This window comes from Candidatus Caldatribacterium saccharofermentans (assembly GCF_050267035.1).
GTDB lineage: Bacteria > Atribacterota > Atribacteria > Atribacterales > Caldatribacteriaceae > Caldatribacterium > Caldatribacterium saccharofermentans.
Window position 1 is genome coordinate 2,126,575 of sequence record NZ_CP187957.1, and the last position, 21,175, is coordinate 2,147,749.

The 21,175-nt window shown below is 53.7% G+C and carries 18 protein-coding genes; 11 read left to right on the forward strand and 7 right to left on the reverse strand.

Features of this window, described 5'->3' with window-relative positions; genetic code table 11:
* The first annotated feature begins 27 nt into the window (after positions 1 to 27).
* Positions 28 to 1,167 carry an HD domain-containing phosphohydrolase gene (locus ACPT9Q_RS10880; RefSeq protein WP_017872758.1) on the forward strand — a complete coding sequence of 380 codons (1,140 nt, stop codon included), beginning with the start codon at positions 28 to 30 and terminating at the stop codon, positions 1,165 to 1,167.
* 13 nt (positions 1,168 to 1,180) lie between these two features.
* Positions 1,181 to 2,272: an HD-GYP domain-containing protein gene (locus tag ACPT9Q_RS10885; RefSeq protein ID WP_427365861.1), complete on the forward strand. Its 1,092-nt coding sequence runs from the start codon at positions 1,181 to 1,183 to the stop codon at positions 2,270 to 2,272.
* On the opposite strand, the gene ACPT9Q_RS10890 is transcribed toward ACPT9Q_RS10885, so the two are convergent.
* Positions 2,262 to 3,113 carry a radical SAM protein gene (locus tag ACPT9Q_RS10890; protein ID WP_427365862.1) on the reverse strand — a complete coding sequence of 284 codons (852 nt, stop codon included), beginning with the start codon at positions 3,111 to 3,113 and terminating at the stop codon, positions 2,262 to 2,264. The genes ACPT9Q_RS10885 and ACPT9Q_RS10890 overlap by 11 nt on opposite strands.
* A 26-nt stretch (positions 3,114 to 3,139) precedes the next feature.
* On the opposite strand from ACPT9Q_RS10890, the gene ACPT9Q_RS10895 reads away from it, so the two are divergent.
* Positions 3,140 to 3,664, forward strand: coding sequence for a flavin reductase family protein (locus ACPT9Q_RS10895; RefSeq protein WP_427365863.1), 525 nt, complete (start codon positions 3,140 to 3,142; stop codon positions 3,662 to 3,664).
* A 6-nt stretch (positions 3,665 to 3,670) separates the two neighbouring features.
* On the opposite strand, the gene ACPT9Q_RS10900 is transcribed toward ACPT9Q_RS10895, so the two are convergent.
* Positions 3,671 to 4,411 carry an SPFH domain-containing protein gene (locus tag ACPT9Q_RS10900; RefSeq protein WP_017872602.1) on the reverse strand — a complete coding sequence of 247 codons (741 nt, stop codon included), beginning with the start codon at positions 4,409 to 4,411 and terminating at the stop codon, positions 3,671 to 3,673.
* A gap of 2 nt (positions 4,412 to 4,413) precedes the next feature.
* Positions 4,414 to 5,649 (reverse strand): NfeD family protein, encoded by a 1,236-nt coding sequence (locus ACPT9Q_RS10905; RefSeq protein ID WP_017872601.1) that lies wholly within the window; start codon positions 5,647 to 5,649, stop codon positions 4,414 to 4,416.
* 45 nt (positions 5,650 to 5,694) lie between these two features.
* Between ACPT9Q_RS10905 and ACPT9Q_RS10910 the strand changes: the two genes are divergently transcribed.
* From ACPT9Q_RS10910 to ACPT9Q_RS10935, 6 genes are read left to right on the forward strand one after another with little or no spacing between them, the layout of a single operon-like run.
* A complete protein-coding gene (locus ACPT9Q_RS10910) occupies positions 5,695 to 7,044 on the forward strand; it encodes a B12-binding domain-containing radical SAM protein (RefSeq protein WP_427365864.1) in 1,350 nt (449 codons plus the stop codon).
* Between the two features lie 15 nt (positions 7,045 to 7,059).
* Positions 7,060 to 8,139 carry a glutamine-hydrolyzing carbamoyl-phosphate synthase small subunit gene (gene carA / locus ACPT9Q_RS10915; RefSeq protein ID WP_427365866.1) on the forward strand — a complete coding sequence of 360 codons (1,080 nt, stop codon included), beginning with the start codon at positions 7,060 to 7,062 and terminating at the stop codon, positions 8,137 to 8,139.
* Positions 8,132 to 11,425, forward strand: a complete 3,294-nt coding sequence (gene carB / locus ACPT9Q_RS10920; RefSeq protein ID WP_017872598.1) for a carbamoyl-phosphate synthase large subunit — start codon at positions 8,132 to 8,134, stop codon at positions 11,423 to 11,425. Before carA ends, carB begins: the two co-directional genes overlap by 8 nt.
* On the forward strand, positions 11,422 to 12,240 hold the full coding sequence (locus ACPT9Q_RS10925) for a mechanosensitive ion channel domain-containing protein (protein ID WP_017872597.1): 819 nt from the start codon (positions 11,422 to 11,424) through the stop codon (positions 12,238 to 12,240). Before carB ends, ACPT9Q_RS10925 begins: the two co-directional genes overlap by 4 nt.
* Before the next feature lie 45 nt (positions 12,241 to 12,285).
* Positions 12,286 to 13,980 carry a 2-oxoacid:acceptor oxidoreductase subunit alpha gene (locus tag ACPT9Q_RS10930; RefSeq protein WP_017872596.1) on the forward strand — a complete coding sequence of 565 codons (1,695 nt, stop codon included), beginning with the start codon at positions 12,286 to 12,288 and terminating at the stop codon, positions 13,978 to 13,980.
* A complete protein-coding gene (locus tag ACPT9Q_RS10935; protein WP_427365867.1) occupies positions 13,977 to 14,840 on the forward strand; it encodes a thiamine pyrophosphate-dependent enzyme in 864 nt (287 codons plus the stop codon). The genes ACPT9Q_RS10930 and ACPT9Q_RS10935 overlap by 4 nt, the downstream gene beginning before the upstream one ends.
* A gap of 37 nt (positions 14,841 to 14,877) precedes the next feature.
* Here the strand turns inward: ACPT9Q_RS10935 and ACPT9Q_RS10940 are convergent, their stop codons facing one another.
* From ACPT9Q_RS10940 to ACPT9Q_RS10955, 4 genes are read right to left on the reverse strand one after another with little or no spacing between them, the layout of a single operon-like run.
* Positions 14,878 to 15,318 carry a universal stress protein gene (locus tag ACPT9Q_RS10940; protein WP_017872594.1) on the reverse strand — a complete coding sequence of 147 codons (441 nt, stop codon included), beginning with the start codon at positions 15,316 to 15,318 and terminating at the stop codon, positions 14,878 to 14,880.
* A gap of 23 nt (positions 15,319 to 15,341) precedes the next feature.
* Positions 15,342 to 16,193: an ABC transporter permease subunit gene (locus ACPT9Q_RS10945; protein WP_017872593.1), complete on the reverse strand. Its 852-nt coding sequence runs from the start codon at positions 16,191 to 16,193 to the stop codon at positions 15,342 to 15,344.
* A 1-nt stretch (position 16,194) separates the two neighbouring features.
* Complete coding sequence (locus ACPT9Q_RS10950; protein WP_017872592.1) at positions 16,195 to 17,058, reverse strand: ABC transporter permease subunit; 864 nt, start codon at positions 17,056 to 17,058, stop codon at positions 16,195 to 16,197.
* Between the two features lie 60 nt (positions 17,059 to 17,118).
* Positions 17,119 to 18,609: an ABC transporter substrate-binding protein gene (locus tag ACPT9Q_RS10955; protein ID WP_427365868.1), complete on the reverse strand. Its 1,491-nt coding sequence runs from the start codon at positions 18,607 to 18,609 to the stop codon at positions 17,119 to 17,121.
* 169 nt (positions 18,610 to 18,778) lie between these two features.
* Here ACPT9Q_RS10955 and rpsO point away from each other — a divergent pair, with 169 nt between their 5' ends.
* A complete protein-coding gene (rpsO, locus tag ACPT9Q_RS10960) occupies positions 18,779 to 19,048 on the forward strand; it encodes a 30S ribosomal protein S15 (RefSeq protein ID WP_017872590.1) in 270 nt (89 codons plus the stop codon).
* Positions 19,049 to 19,057: 9 nt separating this feature from the next.
* Positions 19,058 to 21,175 carry a polyribonucleotide nucleotidyltransferase gene (locus ACPT9Q_RS10965; protein WP_017872589.1) on the forward strand — a complete coding sequence of 706 codons (2,118 nt, stop codon included), beginning with the start codon at positions 19,058 to 19,060 and terminating at the stop codon, positions 21,173 to 21,175.

Sequence of the window (21,175 nt, forward strand, 5' to 3'; positions counted from 1 at the left end):
CACATCAGAAGGCAACGGGAGAAGACAATGATTCGTATTGCCACAAGCCACCTAAGGCCGGGCATGATCGTTGGTTATCCCCTTGTTCGAGACGATGGAGTGGTCCTTCTGAAAGAAGGAGTTCGTCTGAACGACCGCCTTATCCGGAAGATCCGAGAACTGGGGTTTGAGTACATCTACGTCCGGGATCCGGGTTTCGCCGATGTTGATCTTGAGGAGATTCTCTCTCATGATATCCGCCGCCAGGCTCTTGTCACCCTCAACGAATCTTTCTACCAGATTGTTCGGGGGAAAGAGGCCGCGGTGGAGCCCCTCAAGAGGCTTGTTGATGAGATCATTGATGAAGTGCTGAGTACCAAAAAATCGGTGGTGAGCCTGATTCAGCTACGGCAGCACGATGATGCAGTGTTCTCCCATTCCGTGAATGTAGCCGCTTTAAGTGTGTTCATCGGGAAATTCCTGCGGCTCTCCCGCCAGCAGCTCCGGGTGCTTGCCCTGGGGAGCCTCATGCATGATCTTGGGAAGATTCGCGTGCCTCTTGAAGTCCTGAATAAACCAGGGAGTCTCTCTGAGGAAGAGTGGCATATCATCAGGAAACACTCGTGCTGGTCTGCGGAGCTTATGTCTGAGTGGGTGTCAGAGGAAGGAGAGAGCATCCATATCGCCCTGCAGCACCACGAGCGCCTTGACGGTAGCGGATACCCCTACGGACTCTCAGGAGAAGAGATCCACTTCCTCTCCCGTATCTGTGCCTGTGCCGATGTGTACGATGCCCTGACAGTGGATCGACCATACCGGAAGCGATTCTCCTATGCAGAGGCCCTGGAGTACCTCATGGGGAATGCCTCGCGACTCTTTGACCTCCAGGTGGTCACCACCATGGTGCGCCACATCGCCCCCTATCCTGTAGGGGAAACCGTTCGTCTCACAACCGGGGAGATTGCCGTGGTGGTCCGTCTGAACGAGGGTCTCCCAATTCGCCCTGTAGTTCGGGTCATCCGTGACCCGAATGGCCAGCCCCTTGAGAAACCCAGGGACCTTGACCTCATGAAAGAACTCACCGTGGCCATTGTGGGGACGGCAGAAGTCACCTGGGAGGTGCCCCAGAAGAAGTCTTTCGTTTTCTTCGGCGGTGGTACGGGCCATGATTCGGGTTCCGGTGAGTGAGCTGAAACCTGGAATGAAGGTTGCGTACCCAGTGCTCCGGGAAGACGGCTCTGTTCTCCTTAACAGAGGTGTAGTGCTCACTGAAGCCTATATTCAGAAACTTCGGGAACTCGGTTTCCAGTCGATTTTTGTGGAACACGAGCTTTTTGAAGATATTGCGGCGAGCGAGCCGCTGCGTGTTGAGACCAGGAAACGAGTACAGAGAATACTCCATGATACCGTGAGGCGCCTCAGACGTGGTGGAGGAGTTTCATACCATGAGGTTCTTCAGGTGCTTGAGGAGGTTCTTGATGAAATTCTTACCAACTCCACCACTGTTTTCTATCTCATCCAGATGCAGAGTCGCAATGACCTCATCTTCCATCACTCGGTGAACGTGGCCGTTCTGAGCCTCCTTGTGGGGAAATGCTTGAACCTCTCCCGTCTGCAGCTTCGAAAACTCGGACTCGGTGCTCTTCTCCATGACCTTGGGAAAATTCGTCTCCCCGAAGATCTTCTGGTGAAAGAACGAAACCTCACCGAGGATGAACGGAATCTCGTTCGTATGCATCCCATCTGGAGTAAGGAGATGATCCAGAGAAACCCGGATTACGACTTTCTCGCTTCAGTTATCGCCCTGCAGCACCACGAGCGCCTTGACGGTAGCGGATACCCCTACGGACTCTCAGGAGAAGAGATCCACTTCCTCTCCCGTATCTGTGCCTGTGCCGATGTGTACGATGCCCTGACAGTGGATCGACCATACCGGAAGCGATTCTCCTATGCAGAGGCCCTGGAGTACCTCATGGGGAATGCCTCGCGACTCTTTGACCTCCAGGTGGTCACCACCATGGTGCGCCACATCGCCCCCTATCCTGTAGGGGAAACCGTTCGTCTCACAACCGGGGAGATTGCCGTGGTGGTCCGTCTGAACGAGGGTCTCCCAATTCGCCCTGTAGTTCGGGTCATCCGTGACCCGAATGGCCAGCCCCTTGAGAAACCCAGGGACCTTGACCTCATGAAAGAACTCACCGTGGCCATTGTGGGGACGGCAGAGGAGAATTTCGAGAGCTTTTACACGAAAGAAGACATTGCCTCCTTCAACATTGAACACCTCATCGACTGAGTAGAGCACTTCCATCACAGGTGAGGTCGTTGAATTCGGGGAAACCCTCCCGGCAGGTGGAGAAGGGGAGGTTATGAGCGTGGACGATTTCCCGGAGCTTTTCCAAAAGAGCGCGCCGCACCTTTCGCTCAAGGTACAGACTCCGTCCCTTTCTCTCGGAGAAGAGAGACAGAAAGTGGCGTATTTCTGGAAAGGAGGTAGCGATCCTTTCCCCTGTATCCCACCGGAGTTTCAGGGTGGAAGCAACAACCTGCCTGATGTACGGAGCAAGCCGCGCAAGCATGGTATGCCATTCTTCCTGAGTGTCGTTGATGCCGGGAATAATGGGATCCAGGCGAAGGATGGTGGGGATACCGGCTTCCGTCAGGGCCTGAAGAGCGCGGACACGGTCCTGTGGAGGAGGAGCACCGGGCTCAAGAAGCCGGGCCTTTTGGCTGTCCAGGGTCGTGATGGTGATGCTCACTGCTGCTTGCATCGCCTGCAGAAGATCAATGTCCCGCACTACCAAGGGGGATTTAGTCAGAATCAGTACGGGCATACCTTCCCTCTGGCAGAGCTTGAGGATTGCCCTTGTGAGTTCCCGCTCTGCCTCTACCGGGGGGTAGGGATCGGAAGAGTTTGCAAGGGAGAGGTAGAGGGTTTTTTCGCATTCTCTCAGGTCCCTTTCCAAAAGGTGGAGGAAGGGAGGTTTTTCTCGGACCTCAAAGGCTCGGGGGATAAAGGAGGAAATGTAACAGTAGAGGCACTGATGGGCACATCCGGTGTAGGGGTTCAAAGTATACTTTGGAGGGCAGGTGCAAAGCTCTCCCTGCCAGGGATCAAAGAGGCGGAGTACTCGCATAGCACTTTACAATGGGGGTGAGATCTGTGCGTTTTGACAGATGTTCCTGGGAGGAACTGTGTTCTCTGGCATTCCAGGCCCTTGGAACCACAGGGGGATTGCTCCTTGTGACCCAGGGGAAGGAACACACAGCAACGAACGTTATGACCATCGGGTGGGTGTCCTTTGGGATAGTTTGGGGACGGCCAGTCGCCTGCATTCTGGTTCGCCCTTCCCGATTCACCCATGTCCTTCTTGAGGAGATTCCTCTTTTCACCATCAATGTTCCCCCTGTACAGCTCCAGAAAGCCGTTGAGGAGTGTGGGAGATACTCAGGACGGTCGATGAACAAGTTCACCCACTGTGCACTGACCCCCATTTACCTTGGAGGGTTTCCTGTTCCTTCCGTTGCTGAGTGCGTTGCCACTGTTCAGTGTACTGTTGTCGAGAAGACACAGGTTGAACCTTCAACGCTCACACCCCTTATTCAGGAGACCTACTATCCTCAGGGGGATTACCATACCATCTACTTTGGTGAAATCCAGGCCTCCTGGAAGAGGATTGAGCCTTAGGACAGCCTATGTTCTTTTCTTGAAGACCTCAAGAAGCTCGATGGGAAGCGGGAAAACAATGGTTGTGGCATTCTCTGCAGAGATATCACTCAGGGTCTGAAGGTACCGGAGCTGCAAAGCAATGGGGTTTTCTGCAATGATACGGGCAGCCTGGGAGAGTTTTTCAGCTGCCTGGAACTCGCCCTCGGCATTAATGATTTTGGCTCTGCGTTCCCGCTCGGTTTCTGCCTGCCGGGCCATGGCCCTTTTGAGCTCTTCAGGAAGGGTCACTTCTTTGATCTCTACCGCCGAAACCTTGATACCCCAGGGGTCAGTTTTTTCGTCAATGATTCGCTGCAGGGACTCGTTGATTTTGTCGCGATGGATGAGAAGCTCATCAAGCTCTGACTGTCCGACAACGCTGCGGAGGGTGGTCTGGGAAATCAGCGATGTTGCTGTAATGTAGTTCTCCACCTTGGTCACCGCGTCTTCAGGGTTCATGACGCGAAAGTACACCACTGCATCCACCGTAACTGGGACGTTGTCCCGGGTGATAAGTTCTTGTTTGGGAACGTCCATGGTGACCACCCGGAGGTCCACCTTCACCAGCTGGTCGATGAAGGGGATGATGAAAAAGAGCCCTGGACCCTTTGCTCCCACAAGACGCCCCAGACGAAAGATAATCCCGCGTTCGTATTCCCGAACTACCCGGATGGACGCAAGGAAGAAAATGAGCGCAATCACGATGATAGTGCCCAGTACCACCATGCCTATCCCTCCCTTTTCTCTACAAGGAGCATTGCTCCCTCTTTTCCCAGAATAACTACTCTCTCCCCCTTTCGAACCGGGGTTTTGGCTCTCGCCCACCACAGCTCTCCATCGACTACGATGAACCCCTCAGGGGCAAGGTCTTCCCGGGCCACACCCATCTTCCCAATAATGGATTCCACGCCCGTTGTCACTCTCTGCCTGTGGGCGCGCAAGGCCATGAAAAGGGCAAAGACAAAGAATACAGCCACGCTCCCAGTAACGGCGAAGATGAGCCCAAGGGGAATGCGGATGCCTCCCTGAGGACTGAAAACCATGAGCGAACCAAGGAGCAGGGAGACTATCCCTCCTGCGGTGAGGACACCGATGCCCGGGGTGACGAAAAGGTCCAGAGCGAAGAAGAGAAAGCCGAGGAGCAGGAGGATGATGCCACTCCAGTTGGTGGGCAGAAGGGAAAATGCATACAGCGAGAGCAAAAGGAGAATGCTTCCAAAGACTCCAGGGACAACGGCACCAGGGTTGGAGAGCTCAAAAATAAGCCCGAGGATTCCCAGCACCAGAAAGATATACGCCAGATTTGGGTTGACAAGAAACTGGAGGAACTTTTCCTTTCCCGACATCTCCACCCAGAAGACAGGGATCCCCCTCATATGGAGAGCCTCAAGAACCTCCTCAACGGACATAAAGACCCCATCGATAACCTGCTGAGCGTATGCCTCTCGCTCCGTGAGCGAGAGGCTTTCCCGGACCATTTTCTCTGCAATTTCAGGATTCCGGTTTCGGCTCTCAGCCAGGGATCGGGCAAAAGAGGCCATATCGTTGACGATTTTCTCACTCACCTTCTCCCCCTCAATGGTCACCGGATGAGCCGCTCCGATGGTGGTGTTTGGGCTCATGAAAGCGCGATGGGCAGCAAGGACGATGAAACTCCCTGCAGAGGCAGCCCGTGCCCCCTGGGGATGGACGTACACCACAACGGGTACTGAGGACTGGAGGATTTTCCGCACGATGTTCCGCATGGACTCTTCGAGACCTCCAGGAGTGTCGAGGAGGAAGAGCACTGCCTGTGCCTTTTCAGAGAGGGCACGGTCAAGAACACGCTCGACAAAATCTTCAAGAACCGGAGTAATAACACCCACAAGTCTCCCTCCAAGAACCCTCTCTTGAGCCCCCAGGGGAGATAAGGCCATTGCTATGAAACACGCGACAACACCGAGGACTCCTATGCTCCCCTTCACGCTTCCATTGTAGCACAATTCTCAATCCCTGGAGAGTGATGTATAATGCAGAAAAGATTAGAGAGAAAGAGGGTTGATTGCTTGCGGATTCTCCTTGTTGCTCCGGATCCAAATGCGCCACGTCGGAAGAAGGCATGGTATGTTCCTTTTCCTCAGGCCAGCCTTCCCCTCCTTGCTGCCCTGACCCCTTCGCGTCACGAAGTTCGCATTGTGGATGAGCGAGTTGAGGATGTGGATTTTGACGGATCGTATGACCTTGTAGGTATCACCGTCATGAGTGCCACGGCAGCTCGAGCCTATCAGATCGCCGATGAGTTCAGAAAAAGAGGAGTGAAAGTTGTCCTCGGAGGTATCCATCCCACGGCGCTTCCTGAGGAGGCAAAAGAACACGCAGATAGCGTGGTGATTGGGGAGGCAGAGGGTCTCTGGGAAAAACTTCTCGAGGACTATGAACGGGGGACATTGCAACCATTTTACAAGAGGGAGAATTTCCCGTCTCTTGCTGGTCTTCCTCACTCGAGGCTCGACCTTCTGCAGGGGAGGTATCTCCTGAAGCACGTCTTTCAGACCACCCGGGGATGTCCTCATGCCTGTGGTTTCTGCTCTGTTTCAGCCTTCATGGGAAGAAAATACCGTCACCGTCCGGTGGAGGAAGTTATTGAAGAGATCCAGCAGTACTCCTCCCGAATGATTGGGTTTTTAGACGACAACATTGTGGGGAATCCTGCCTATTCCCGGGAGCTTTTTCGAGCACTCATCCCCCTCAAGAGAAAATGGGTGAGCCAGGGGACACTCCGTATGGCAGAAGACGAAGAACTTCTGCGCCTTGCTGCCCAGAGCGGGTGCATCGCCCTTTTTGTGGGATTTGAGTCGGTGAACGAGGAAAATCTCCGGGAGATGCACAAATCTTTTCACCGAGTTGACCAATATCGAAAGCTCATCGACCGCTTCCACCAACACGGCATCATGGTGATAGGTTCTTTCGTCTTTGGATTCGATGAGGATGACTCTGGTGTTTTTCGTCGAACACTCCGGTTCATTGAGGACACAAAAATCGACTTTGCCCAGTTTTCGATTCTTACTCCTCTTCCCGGGACAGAGGTTTTTCACCAGCTGCGCGCTCAGGGGCGCATTTTCTCTTTTGACTGGTCAAAGTACGACTTCGCCCACGTGGTGTATCAACCGGCGAAGATGACCCCACAGGAGCTTCAGGAAGGGTACAATTTTGTCTTTCGGGAATTCTACTCCTTGCCCCGTATTGCCCGGCGGCTCCTCCGAAACTGGCGGTACCTCCACTATTTCCTTCCCGCGAGCCTCTACTACCACTGGGTGGCTTCCCATCCCAAAAGTCTTCCCCAGGAAGGCAAGCGCCCCTTGACAGGTATGGTATATTAGGCAGAGGGTGTTGCTGTGAAGGCACTGCTTGCTTTAGAAGACGGACGGGTTTTCTGGGGTTACGCCTTCGGAGCTTTAGGGGAAGTCAGCGGGGAAGTCGTCTTCAATACCAGCATGACCGGCTACCAGGAAATCCTCACCGATCCCTCCTACAAGGGCCAGATTGTCACCATGACGTATCCCCTCATTGGGAACTACGGCGTGAACTCTGAAGATGTGGAATCGGCAAAGCCTCAAGTGGAAGGTTTCATCGTTCGGGAGAAGAGCTCCCTCTACAGTAACTGGAGAGCAGAGGAGAGTCTTGAAGAGTACCTGAAGCGCCATGGTATCATGGGGCTTGAACGCATTGATACCCGTGCGCTTACGCGTCATATCCGGGAACGGGGAGCAATGCGTGGAGTGATGTCTTGCATCGACCTTGATCCAGTATCTCTGGTTGAGAAGGCACGGAACATCCCTGAGATGGCTGGCCAGGACCTGGTGCAGAAGGTGACAACCCGAAAGCCCTATGTGTGGAGCGAGGATGGGGTTTATACCATTGCTGTTTTGGACTGTGGAGTGAAGTTTGGCATTCTACGGCAGCTGGCCATACGGCGTTGTCGCGTTATCGTGTACCCCGCCTTTACACAAGCAGAGGATGTGCTTCGAGAAAAACCTGATGGCATCCTCCTCTCCAACGGACCAGGAGACCCTGCGGCGTTGCCATATGTTGTGGAATTCGCCCGCCGGGTCATTGGGAAGGTTCCGGTGTTTGGAATTTGCCTCGGACACCAGGTCATTGCCCAGGCGTTGGGAGCGAAAACCTTCAAGCTCAAATTCGGCCACCATGGAGGGAACCATCCGGTAAAGGATCTCCGAACGGGACAGGTAGCCATCACCACCCAGAATCACGGTTTCAGCGTCGATGCCGATACCCTCCCGGGGAATGTGGAGGTCACCCATGTGAACCTCAACGACTTCACCCTCGAGGGCATTGCCCATCGGGAACTCCCGCTTTTCTCCGTGCAGTTCCATCCTGAAGCCCGTCCCGGACCCCATGACACCACGTACCTTTTCGACCGGTTCATAAGGATGGTGGAGGACTGCCGTGCCTAAAAGGACGGATATTCGTCGGATTCTCATTATCGGTTCGGGCCCGATTGTCATCGGGCAGGCATGTGAGTTCGATTACTCAGGTACCCAGGGATGCAAAGCCCTGAAAAGCGAGGGGTATGAGGTCATCCTTGTGAACAGCAATCCCGCAACCATCATGACTGATCCGGAGATGGCTGACCGAACCTATATTGAACCCCTGATTCCTGAGGTTCTGGAGAGCATCATTGCCAGGGAACGCCCTGACGCGCTTTTGCCGACCCTTGGAGGCCAGACGGCGCTCAACCTTACCGTCCAACTGAAAAAGCGAGGGGTTCTTGACCGTTTCGGCGTCAAGGTCCTTGGGGCCTCGCCGGAGGCGATCGAGAAAGCCGAAGACCGAAAGCTCTTCAAGGAAGCCATGCTGAAAATTGGCATTGATGTACCCCGAAGCGGCCAGGCCTATAACCTTAGGGAAGCTCTGGAGGTTGCTCGGGAAATTGGCTTTCCTCTTGTGATTCGGCCGAGTTTCACCCTGGGGGGAACAGGAGGGGCTATCGCCTACAACATTGAGGAATTCGAAGAACTCGCCCAGCGGGCCCTCGACAGCAGCATGATTCGGGAAATCCTCATTGAAGAGTCGGTCATTGGGTGGAAGGAGTACGAGCTTGAAGTCATGCGTGATGGAAAGGATAACGTGGTGATCATCTGTTCAATTGAAAACCTGGACCCCATGGGGATCCATACCGGTGACAGTATCACTGTTGCTCCTGCGCAGACGCTCACCGATGAAGAGTACCAGAAGATGCGGGATTACGCTATTCGGGCTATCCGGGAAATCGGCGTGGACACAGGGGGGTGTAATATCCAGTTTGCCGTCAACCCTGAAAACGGTCGTATGGTCATCATTGAAATCAATCCCCGAGTGTCCCGGAGTTCTGCCCTGGCCTCAAAGGCTACCGGGTTTCCTATCGCTAAAATTGCTGCCAAACTCGCCGTGGGGTATACTCTCGACGAGATCCCGAACGATATCACGAAGAAGACCCCTGCCTGCTTTGAGCCTGCTCTGGACTACTGTGTGGTCAAGATTCCCCGGTTTACCTTTGAGAAATTTCCCGAAGCAGAGCCATACCTTGGCATCTCTATGAAGAGCGTCGGAGAAACCATGGCCATCGGGCGGAATTTCAAGGAGGCGCTACAGAAAGGCCTCCGTTCCCTGGAGATAGGGAAGTGCGGTCTTGAGGACGTGAAAGGATGGGATGACATTCCCAGGGCAAGGCGGAGGGAAATCCTCTATGAGAAGCTCACGCGCCCCAACCCTGACCGAATCTTCTACATCAAAATGGCCCTGAAAGAGGGACTGAGCATTCAGGAAATCTACGAGTGGTCGAAGATCGATCCATGGTTCATCCGCCAAATCGAAGAAATCGTCGAGATGGAAGAAGAACTGCGCAAAGTTCCCTCGCTCTACGAGATTGACAGGGATACCCTCCGGCGGGCAAAGGAGTTTGGCTTCTCCGATCGACAGATTGCTCGTCTTCTTGGGACCGATGAGTGGGAAGTTCGTCGGATTCGCAAATCCCTGGGGATTGAGCCCGTGTACAAGCAGGTGGATACCTGTGCTGCGGAGTTTGAGGCTGAGACCCCCTATTACTACTCCACCTATGAAGAGGAGTGTGAGGCAAACCCCAGCAACCGCAAGAAGGCTGTTATTCTTGGAGCGGGGCCAAACCGTATTGGCCAGGGGATTGAGTTCGATTACTGTTGTGTTCACGCTACCTGGGGCCTGCAGGACATGGGGTACGAAACCATTATGGTGAACAGCAACCCCGAGACGGTGAGCACCGACTATGACACCTCAGACAAGCTCTTCTTCGAGCCCCTGTACATTGAGGACGTTCTCAATGTCATCGAGAAGGAGCGTCCTGAGGGGGTTATCCTCCAACTCGGCGGGCAGACTCCCCTGAATCTGGCCAAAGACCTGGAGCGAGCTGGGGTGCCGATTCTGGGAACGTCTCCAGAGAGCATCGACATCGCTGAAGATCGGGATCGCTTCAAAAGCCTTGTGGAACGCCTGGGCCTCAAACAACCAAGAAATGGTGTGGCAATCTCCTTTGAGGAGGCCAAGTATGTCGCTCAGGGCATCGGGTATCCGGTCATGGTCCGCCCCTCGTACGTTCTTGGAGGCAGGGCCATGCGGGTTATTTACACTGAAGAGGAGCTTGAAGAGTTCATCTCTCAGGCTGTGGAGGTTTCCCCCGGGAGGCCAGTGCTCATTGACGAATTCCTTGAAGATGCCATCGAAATCGACGTTGACGCCATAAGTGACGGTGAGCTCACCGTTGTTGCAGGAATTATGGAACACATTGAGGAAGCGGGAATTCACTCTGGCGACAGTGCCTGTGTTCTTCCTCCTTTCTCTCTAAGCGACGACATCATTGACCAGGTGAAAAAGTACACCTATGCTCTTGCCCGGGAACTCAGGGTTGTGGGGTTGATAAACGTGCAGTATGCAGTCAAGGATGACGAGGTCTATGTTCTTGAGGTGAATCCCCGGGCCTCTAGAACCATTCCCTTTGTGAGCAAGGTCACCGGTGTTCCTTTCGCTCGTCTTGCGTCCCAAGTGATGGCGGGGCGAAAGCTCCGGGACATTGGTCTCACACGGGAAATCGAAATCCCATACTTTGCGGTGAAAGAGTCGGTATTCCCCTTCCGTCGTTTTCCAGGGGTTGATCCCGTTCTTGGCCCCGAGATGCGTTCGACAGGCGAGGTTATGGGCATTGACCGGGACTTTGGTATGGCCTATGCGAAATCCCAGCTCGCTGCCCAGTCGTATCTCCCCCTTGAGGGAACGGTCTTTATCAGTGTCAAGAACAAGGACAAGCGGGGTGTGATTTTCCTCGCAAAAAAACTCTGGGACATGGGCTTCCGCATTGTAGCTACAAGGGGTACAGCAAAAGTCTTGAGCAACAATGGTATTCCGGTTGAAGTCGTGAAGAAAGTCGGGGAAGGTCGACCAAACATCGTAGATATGATTAAGAACCGGGAAATTCATCTCATCATCAACACGCCTTCTGGAGGGAAAGCCCAGAAAGAGAGCAGCGTCATTCGAAAAGAAGCCATCATGCGTGACATTCCCTGTGTCACAACGCTCTCGGGAGCGGAAGCTACGGTCTACGCGATTGAGCGGCTCAAAAGCGGGAAAATGACCATACGGTCAATCCAGGAGTATCACGAGGAAATCCGTGCCGCTTTGGGTCTTTCCCTGAACTTAAGGAGAAACAAAGAGGAGATTGCCATACTTCCGTGAGCCTTCTTCTTGAAAGAGTTCTTCGCATTGGGGCTGTTGTCGGGTTTTCCTGGATTCTGGTATACATGAGTCGTTTTGTTTTCCGACGACTCCTCCTCAGACGGTTGAAAGCCTCAAAGAGGCAGGTCGATCTCTCCCGCAAGCTCAACACGTTCCTTCCTCTCCTCCAAAGCGTGGTGACATACCTTGTGGTGTTCTTCGCCCTGGTACTAATCCTCCGGGAAATCGGTATTGACGCCACGGCGATTCTGGCTGGTGCGGGAGTAGTGGGTATCGCTGTGGGCTTTGGTGCCCAGACTCTTATTCGGGACATCCTCACGGGGCTTTTTCTGGTTTTCGAGGACAGTCTCTCAGTAGGGGATATGGTGCAGATTGGGGACATCACCGGGACTGTGGAGGAAATTGGTCTGCGGGTCACGCGGGTTCGCACCCTGTCGGGAGCGCTGGTGACTGTTCCCAATGGGGAAATCTCCCGTATTGTGAACTACAATCGGGGATTCAGCCGGGCTGTGGTTGAAGTCAGTGTGGCCTATGAAGCAGACATTGATAGGGCCACAGAGGTGCTTCAAAGAGTGGTGGAAGCGTACCGAAAGAGCCATCCCCACCTCCTTCTTGGTGAGCCTTCGGTGCAGCGTATTGTTCGCCTGGAGAACTCAGGCGTTGTTCTGCGAGTGATGGTGCAGGTACTTCCCCAGAAACACTGGGAAGTGGAACGGGACCTCCTGTACCATATCAAGAAAGCCTTTGACGCTGAGCGCATTGAGATTCCCTACCCGAAGTACGTGGTTTTCCTCAATACCCCGAGGAATACCTAAAGGCGTCTTTGGTTATCCTCTGGCAAAACAAACGGGGGTGAGGTCATGGTGGATGTTACCCTGAAGGTGGGTGGTGCGGCAGGACAGGGGGTGCAAACCGTTTCCGAGGCACTTTCCCTCATTCTTGCACGGCATGGGTACTACGTATTCTCCATCGAGGATTACCAGTCGCGGATTCGAGGGGGCCACACCTTTACCCTCATACGTACTGCAGAGCAGTGGATTTCAGGAGGAAAGAGGGCATTGGACATCCTCGTATGTCTCAACGAAGAGACATACCTCCTGCACCGTGGCGAGGTGAAGGAAGGTGGAGTGATTTTGGGAAAGGTTGGCAATGGGGACTCTGGGAAGGGTGTTCACCTCTTGCCTCTTGACTTTGAGGGGGTGGCCCTGCGCCTTGGGAACCGGGTCTTTGCCAATATGGTGGCTACAGGGGCACTTCTGGCAATCCTGGGTGTGGGTCTTGAGAAAGCTCAAGAGTATGTTCGGGAGACTTTCGCCCAAAAGGGTTCTGAGATTGTAGCAAGGAACGAGGAGGCTCTGGAGGAAGGGGCAAGGTTTGTGGAAGCATCGGGGCTCTTCTCCTCTCCATTCCTCAAAAAGCGCTCAGATTCCTTAAAAGCTTCACAGCGGTACCTCATAAGCGGCAACGAAGCTCTGGGGCTTGGGGCACTCCTTGCCGGGTGCACATTCTACAGCGCCTACCCCATGACCCCTTCAACGGGCATCCTGAATTTCCTTGCTTCCAGGGCCGAAGCCTATGGTCTTATTGTGGAGCAAGCAGAGGATGAAATCGCTGCCATTAACATGGCTATTGGAGCATCCTATGCAGGAACACGAGCCATGACAGGGACATCGGGTGGGGGATTTTGTCTCATGTGCGAAGGGCTGGGGCTGGCGGCAATGACCGAAACCCCCATCGTCGTTATTGATGCGCAGCGCCCCGGGCCCAGCACTGGTCTTCCAACGAGGACTGCTCAGGGAGATCTTCTTTTCGTGCTCCATGCTTCCCACGACGAGTTTCCTCGCTTTGTTTTTGCTCCCCGGGACCCCCAGGAGGCACTCAACATGGTTATCCGAGCTTTCAACCTGGCTGAGAAATACCAGGTCCCGGCGATTATCCTCAGCGACCAGTACCTTGCGGACACCAAGTGGTCCTATGACCAACTGTCCTGCGAGGAGCGCCCAGTCCGGCCCTTGTTCTCCTGGGATGGTGTCCCTCCCTACCAAAGGTACGCCCTGACCCCTGACGGCGTTTCTCCACGACTCTCCCCCGGAGGAGAAGCCCTTGTGATTGCCGATAGCGACGAACACGACGAGTATGGACACCTGACTGAAGACCTTGTGCTCCGAAAAGCGATGCAAGAGAAGCGAATGAGGAAGCTCGAGTTCATGCGGAAAGAGATGCGTCTTCCCTTTGTGCTTGAGGGGAAAGATGCTACGCTCATTGGATGGGGATCCACCTGGGGCGTGCTCCTTGAAGTGCGCAAAGCTTTGGCGCAAAAAGGCAAAAGCATCGGGGTGGTGCATTTTAGCGACCTCTATCCCCTTCCAGAAGGCCTTCGAGACTTCCTCCAGCGTTTCCCCAATCCTATCGTGGTGGAGCAGAATTTCAGTGGTCAGCTGGCCATGCTCCTCGAGCGAGAAACGCTTTTTCCTTTCCCCAAAAGGATTTGTCGTTACGATGGGCTTCCGTTTCTTGTCGAGGAACTTGTTGAACAGGTTGAGGAGGTACTGTGACTGTGGCTACCCCCTTTGACGCTCATGGTGTGGAAATTGCCTGGTGTCCCGGGTGTGGGAATTTTGGTATCCTCCAGGCTTTAAAGGAAGCCCTTAATGAACTTGGCTATCGCCCCCAGGACGTTGTGGTGGTTTCTGGAATCGGTCAGGCAGCCAAGGCTCCTCATTACCTCAGAGTCAATGTCTTCAATGGTCTCCATGGAAGGAGCATTCCTGTAGCTTTCGCCATTAAGACCGTTCGACCAGAACTCCTCGTCATTGCCGAATCGGGTGATGGATGCATGTACGGCGAGGGTGGCAATCACCTCCTGCATGCTATTCGCCGCAATCCTGACATTACCGTTCTTGTCCACAATAACCAGGTATACGGTCTCACGAAGGGCCAGGCTTCCCCAACCTCAGGAGAGGGTTTTAGGAGTAAAGCACAACCCTGGGGAAACCTCTCAAGACCACTCAACCCCCTGAGTCTGGCCATATCCCAGGGAGCAGGGCTCGTGGCCAGGGCCTTTGCCGGAGACAAAGAGGGACTAAAAGAGATTCTTAAGGAAGCCCTGAGCTTTCGCGGCTTTGCTCTCGTGGATATCCTGCAACCCTGTGTGACTTTCAACCCTGTGAACACCTACGCCTGGTACCGGGAGCGAGTGTACTACCTTGGAAAGGACCACAACCCCGAGGACCAGGTGGCGGCATTTCAGAAAAGTCTCGAGTGGGGAGATCGTATCCCTCTTGGGGTTTTCTACCGTAATCCTCAGCCGACTTACGAAATGAAAGTAGAAGGACGGGCAAAAAAGCGACGAAATCTCTTTGAAGAGGAAGAGTTCCAGAGAATCCTGCAAGAAGAGGTCGCTCGGTTCCTGTGAATCCCTGCCCTGGGACCCGGGGCAGGGACTTTTGATCTCAGTTTTCCGGGCACTTCACCACCATCACGGGAATGCAAGTTTTCCTGATGACTCCTACGGTCACGCTTCCAAGGAGGATTCCTGCAAGTCCTGTTCTCCCGTGGGTTCCCATGACGATGAGGTCGGCACCGTTTTCCTCTGCAAAGCGAGCAATTTCTTCTGCCGGGTCTCCCACCACGACTTCAAGGTTCACGGATTCTCTAGGAAGAGAAGGAGCATTTTTCTCCACTTCCTTGATCATAGTGTTCTGAATTTGTAGCACCACATTTTCCCAGGGATTTCCAGGTTGAGCGGTCAAAGTCTCGGCCTCAAGGGGAGTAAGCACGTGGAGCACGGTAACTCTGGCATTGAATTTTTCTTGAAGAGATGAAGCAATCTGAAGTGCCAGGTCTGAGAAGGGCGAAAAATCCGTCGGCACCAGAATGTGTTTGATGTTCATGTTTCCACCTCCTCTATTGCTCTTTACTCTTTAATAGCACCAAGTGTCAACCCGCGGATAAGGAAACGGGAGGTTAATGCAGCAAGAACCACGGGAGGGGTGATGGCAAGGAGCGATAGCGCAGAAACTTTCCAGAAATCCAGCCCCCGTACGGTGAGCGTTCCGGCGATGATCACCGGCATGGTCATAGTCTTCCGGTATGAGAGCGTCACCACAAAGAGGAACTCATTCCAGGAGAAGATGAAACAGAGGATGTACACTGCAACGATTCCTGGAAGCGAAAGAGGCAAGGCGATGCGGAAAAAAGCCTGGAACGATGAACACCCATCAATCAGAGCAGCTTCTTCCACCTCTTCGGGAAGTTCACGGAAGAAGTCCATCATGAGCCATATGGCGAGGGGAAGATTGTACACCGTGTGAGCCATAATGACGGCAGGCAGAGTATCAAGGAGCCTCAGGGTTCGCATGATGAGGAAAAAGGGGATGGCCACGGCAATGGGGGGGAACATGCGATTGGAGAGAATCCAGCTGGCAATATCTTTATTTTTCCAGCGGTGGAAGCGAAAGCGGGTAAGGGCGTAACCGGCAAAGGATCCAAGGAGAAGAACAAGGAGTGAGCTTAGCGAAGAAATGAGGACGCTATTTCGCAGGCCCTGGCGGGTACGTTCGCCCTCTGCCTGTCCAAGCACAACCTGCCAGGCATAGGTAGAGGGCCGGAACTGGACGAGGGGGAGGAAAGCGGTGGTATACTGTTCTCCGGGGGACTTGAAGGAAGTGATAGCACCCCAGAGAAACGGGAAGACTGTCCATACCGAAAAGAGCATGAGGATAACCCAGGCAAAGATGGCAAATCCGGTAATTCGCCCCTTTTTCATCTCATACCTCCCTGCGGAGCCTCCTCAGGAGAAAGTTGGCCATGATGAGAACAATCACCAGGAACACCCACGAGAGCGCACAGGCGTATCCAAGGTCGAAGTACTGGAAACCCACGGTATACGTGTAGTAGGAAAGGGATTCTGTGCTTGTTCCCGGTCCACCACCGGTAATGCCGAAGACAAGTTCGAAGAGCTTGAAGGCGTCGATCGCCCGCAGAAGCACAAGCGTCACCATAATAGGGAGAAGGAGGGGAAGAGTGATGAACCAGAAGATTTGCAGGCGGGAGGCTCCATCAACCTGAGCAGCATCGTACAGGGACACGGGGAACGATTGCATGGCGGCGAGAAGACCGAGGAACATGAAAGGTGTCCACTCCCAGATGTCTACCGCCATGAGCACAAAAGGGGTGAGCCGGGCATCGGTGAGCCATCGAACCATGTTCAAACCCAGAGAGTTCAGGATTTTCACCACGATGCCCGCGTCGGGGTTGAGAAGCATTCGCCACATAAAGGCAACGGCAATGGGCGGTGCTGCCATGGGAAGGAGGAAAAGTACCCGGAAGAAGTTCCGGAAACGAATGCGCTCGTTGAGAATGTACGCAAGAAGAAGGCCCAGAGAGAGCTCCACGCTCACGACGATAGCGACGTAAAGCACCGTGAAGCGAAGGCTGTTCCAAAAGCGGGGATCCCGAAAGAAGATGTTGAGGAAGTTCTCAATACCCACGAAAACCCTTGGCGCGGCTGTGGCAGCTTTCCAGCGATGGAGACTCAGTGTTAGTGACCAGATGAGGGGAAATACCGCCATGGCCATAAGGTACAGAAGTCCTGGCAGAAGGAAACCAAACTTTGTGGCCTCTTTCCTCATTGGTGTTCACGCCCTGAAAGGCAAAGGGCTGGGGGTGTTCCCCAGCCCTTTAGAAGGCGTTCACTCTGCAGGCAGTCCAAGGGACTCACGGTAAAGGGCCTTTTGCTTCTCCTTTCCATGAGCCTCGGTGATTTTCACCCATTCGGCGTAAATGGCGTCACAGGCCTCCTTGGGTGCTTTGGTTCCAGAGAGCACCTCAGCAAGGTAGAGGTCAAGGTAGTCGTAGTACTCTGCGGCTCCAGGAATGCGGAGGTCCGTGATAGCTTTGGGGTCGGAAAGAATGGTCTGGATGGTTTCCAGATACTTTGTAACAGAATCCTTGCCCCAGCCGCCCTCGATCCACCTGTCAATGTTCTTGAAGTGCGAGAAACGCCAGGGGTTGGCTCCAGTGTATCCGTGGATGCCACAGACGTCAAGGAGACTCCGTTCAGGAGCAGTGAAGTACGTGGCGAACTTGTACGCCGGAACAGGATTCTTTGAGAATTTGGAGATTGAAAAGACCCACCCGCCAAAGTTCAGAAAGTTCACCTGGTTGTATCCCTCAATCCACTGTTTTGCCCTGAAGTCATAGGTCTTCATGGAGCCAGGGAGTGGACCATACCCCAAAAGCCCCTTGACTTTGCTGCCGTACTTCTCCGGAGATTGCTCGAGAATGCCAATATCTCCCCAGTCAAGGGCAATCGCCGAATTCCCCGACACAAAGGCCTGACGGAGCTCGCTGTACCCGTAGCTCAGAAGGCCTGGAGGGGCAAATTTCGTCAGCTTCTGGATAACATCCATGGCCTCAACCCATCCAGGGTTGTTGACCTGAGGCTCCATGGTGTCGGGATCGAAGAAGGGAGCAACACCAGGCTGTGCTGCATACTGCATAGCAATATCAAGGTACGACCACATGGCCTGAGTCTTTCGTTGAGCAATGAAAGCAATGCCGTACTCCGTTTCTCCGTCGTTATCCCAGTCCCATCCGGTAAAGAACTCGGCAATATCCATAATTTCTTCCCAGGACTTCGGCGGGATGTTGTACTCGTAGCCGTATTTCTCCTTGAACTTTGCCCTGTAGTCGGGGTTCTCAAGAGCGTCTTTCCGGTAGTAGAGCATGTGGCAGTCACCGTCGTAAGGGAATGCGTAGACCTTTCCACCCCAGGAGACGATGAGTTTGATGGCCGGGACAACGTCGTCCCAGTCCGGGTAGCCGTACTCTTTCATAAGGTCTTCAAGCGGCAGTACCCATCCACCACCCATAACGTCTCCCGCCCAGGTGGAGGGCCAGCAGATGAGGTCGTAAGCGCCAGTTCCGGTGATGAAGTCCGTCATCATTTTGTCGTAAAGGGAAGCGTAAGGAACAACGACCATTTCTACTTTCGCTCCGGTGAGGGCCTCCCACTCCGGTTTCCAGGATTCCACAACGGCGGAGTGGGGATCAGTGATGAGCACTGTAATGGTCTGGCCTTTGAATTCTCCTGGTTGGGATTCCCACGTTTTTTCTGCGGCAACCGCAGAGGCGGCAACAAGGAGGACTACCAGCGCCACACACCACAAAAGCTTTCGCATACGCCTACCCCCCCTTGAAATGAGGTCTTGCTATCATCCTACCAGGAAGCACGGACACTGTCAATAATAGGTGCACGGCCCAGTGCCCTGAGGGTTTACAGTACCTATGTCTCTGTGATAAACTACTTTTTGAATGCCTGAGAGAAGATAAGCTGGAGGTGGAGCGAAGTTGGCTCTGACGAAAGAACGGAAGAAAGAAATCATCGACCAGTTCAAGATCCACAGTACGGACACTGGCTCTCCTGAAGTGCAGATTGCTCTTCTTACGGAACGCATTCGCGAACTCACCGAGCACCTGAAGCAGCACCCCAAGGATTTCCATTCCCGAAGGGGTCTGTTCATCATGGTTGGGAGAAGACGGAGGCTTCTCAACTACCTCCGAAAGTACCACGTTGATCGGTACTATGCTATCCTTGAAAAACTCGGGTTAAGGAGGTAGGGTGGTATTGTGTCCTACAAGTGGGAAGTAGGCTTTGGAAGAGAAACACTCCTCATTGAGGCAGGAAAACTCGCCCAGCAGGCTCACGGCGCGGTGACTGTTCGCTACGGCGATACCGTGGTCCTTGTGACGGCCACGATGTCCGATGAGGTTCGTGAAGAAGTGGATTTTACCCCACTTCTTGTGGATTTTGAGGAGCGTTTTTACGCTGCGGGGAAGATTCCCGGTGGTTTTATCAAGCGGGAGGGGAAACCTCGCGTTCCGGCGATCCTGAGCGCTCGTCTCATCGACCGTTCCATTCGTCCTTTCTTCCCCAAGCTCCTCTATAACGACATCCAGGTTGTCGTCACGGTGCTCTCTGTCGACGAGAGCCATCCTCCCGATGTCATTTCCATTGTTGGGGCTTCCTTTGCTCTGGGGCTTTCGGAAATTCCCTTTGAGGGACCTATCGGAGCCTGCCGCATAGGCCTCATTGGAGACCAGTTCATCGTGAACCCCACCCTGGAAGAACTTGCACTAAGCAGCCTGGACCTTGTCGTTGCTGGATCTGAATATGGCATTGCCATGATTGAAGCTGGCGCAAAGGAAGTGGACGAAGAGAAAATCGTTGCGGCTCTGCGCCTTGGGTACGAGGAAATCTTGAAGATGATTGCTGCCCAAAAGGATATTCTGGCTTCCTTTGGAAAGCCTAAGCGGGAGGTTCTCCTTCCTCCCTTCTGGGATGCGCTTCAGACCTTCGTTGACGAAGAGTACCGCAAAACCATCGCTCAGATAATCACCATTCCGGAAAAGAAAGCCCGGGAGAAGGAGATGAATGCCCTTTTTCAGAAGGCAAAGGAAGAAGCCGAAGCGCGGTTTGGGAATGTTTCCTTCCTGACCCCTGTCTGGGATAGAGTCGTAAAAGAAGAAATTGAAAACCTGGTCTTCACCACGGGGCGGAGACAGGACGGAAGGACTCCCCAGGAAATTCGACCCATTCGCTGTGAGGTTGGGTGCCTCCCACGTACCCACGGCTCGAGCCTTTTTGTCCGGGGACAGACCCAGGCCCTGGTTATCACAACGCTTGGTGCAACGAGCGAAGAGCAGAAAGTGGATGGCCTCCAGGAGGAAGAGGCCAAACGTTTCATGCTCCACTATAATTTCCCGCCCTATAGCACCGGAGAGGTCCGTCCCATGCGTGGTCCCGGACGGCGAGAAATCGGCCACGGGGCTCTGGCAGAGCGGGCGCTGGAGTGCTTCATTCCTCCGGAAGAAGAGTTTCCCTACACCATCCGGGTGGTTTCCGAGATTCTGGAGTCGAACGGTTCGTCTTCCATGGCCACGGTGTGCGGGGGCAGTCTCTCCCTCATGGACGCAGGAGTTCCTATTCGTTCCTCCTGTGCTGGGCTTTCGATTGGTCTTCTTCTTTCCGGTGACAGGAAGGTTTTCCTTCGGGATATCATCGGCTCAGAGGACCACTACGGAGAAATGGATTTTAAAGTTGCGGGGAGTCGCAAGGGCATTACCGCTATTCAGCTTGATGTCAAAAACAAGGGGTTACGGTGGGAGATTCTTGCTGAAGCTCTCCAGGAAGCGAAAGAAGGCAGAATGTACATTCTTGACATCATGGACTCTGTGCTCGATCGGCCACGGAGTTCCATTTCGCCGTATGCGCCCCGCATCGGTATTGTGGAAATCAATCCGGACCGTATTGGTGCACTTATCGGTCCAGGAGGAAAGATTATCAAGCGTATTGTTGAAGAGGCCGGGGTGACCATAGATATCAAGGAGAATGGGAAAGTCCTCGTGTTCTCCCGTACCGAAGAAGGTAAAGAGAAGGCCATTGAAATGATCCGGAATGTGACTCAGGATGTTGAGGTTGGGAAAATTTACCTCGGAAAGGTGACGAGAATCGCTGATTTTGGGGCCTTTGTGGAGATTTTCCCTGGCCGAGAAGGGTTGTGTCACATTTCCCAGCTTTCCTTTGAACGCATCCGAAAGGTCGAAGATTTTGTCAAGCCAGGGGAAGACCTCCTGGTGAAGGTTATCGGTATTGATTCTCTGGGACGCATCACCTTGAGTCATAAAGAAGCCATTGCAGCGGTTTCTCCCCCAAAGGACACGAAGCCTCCTCAGAGGAGAAAATAA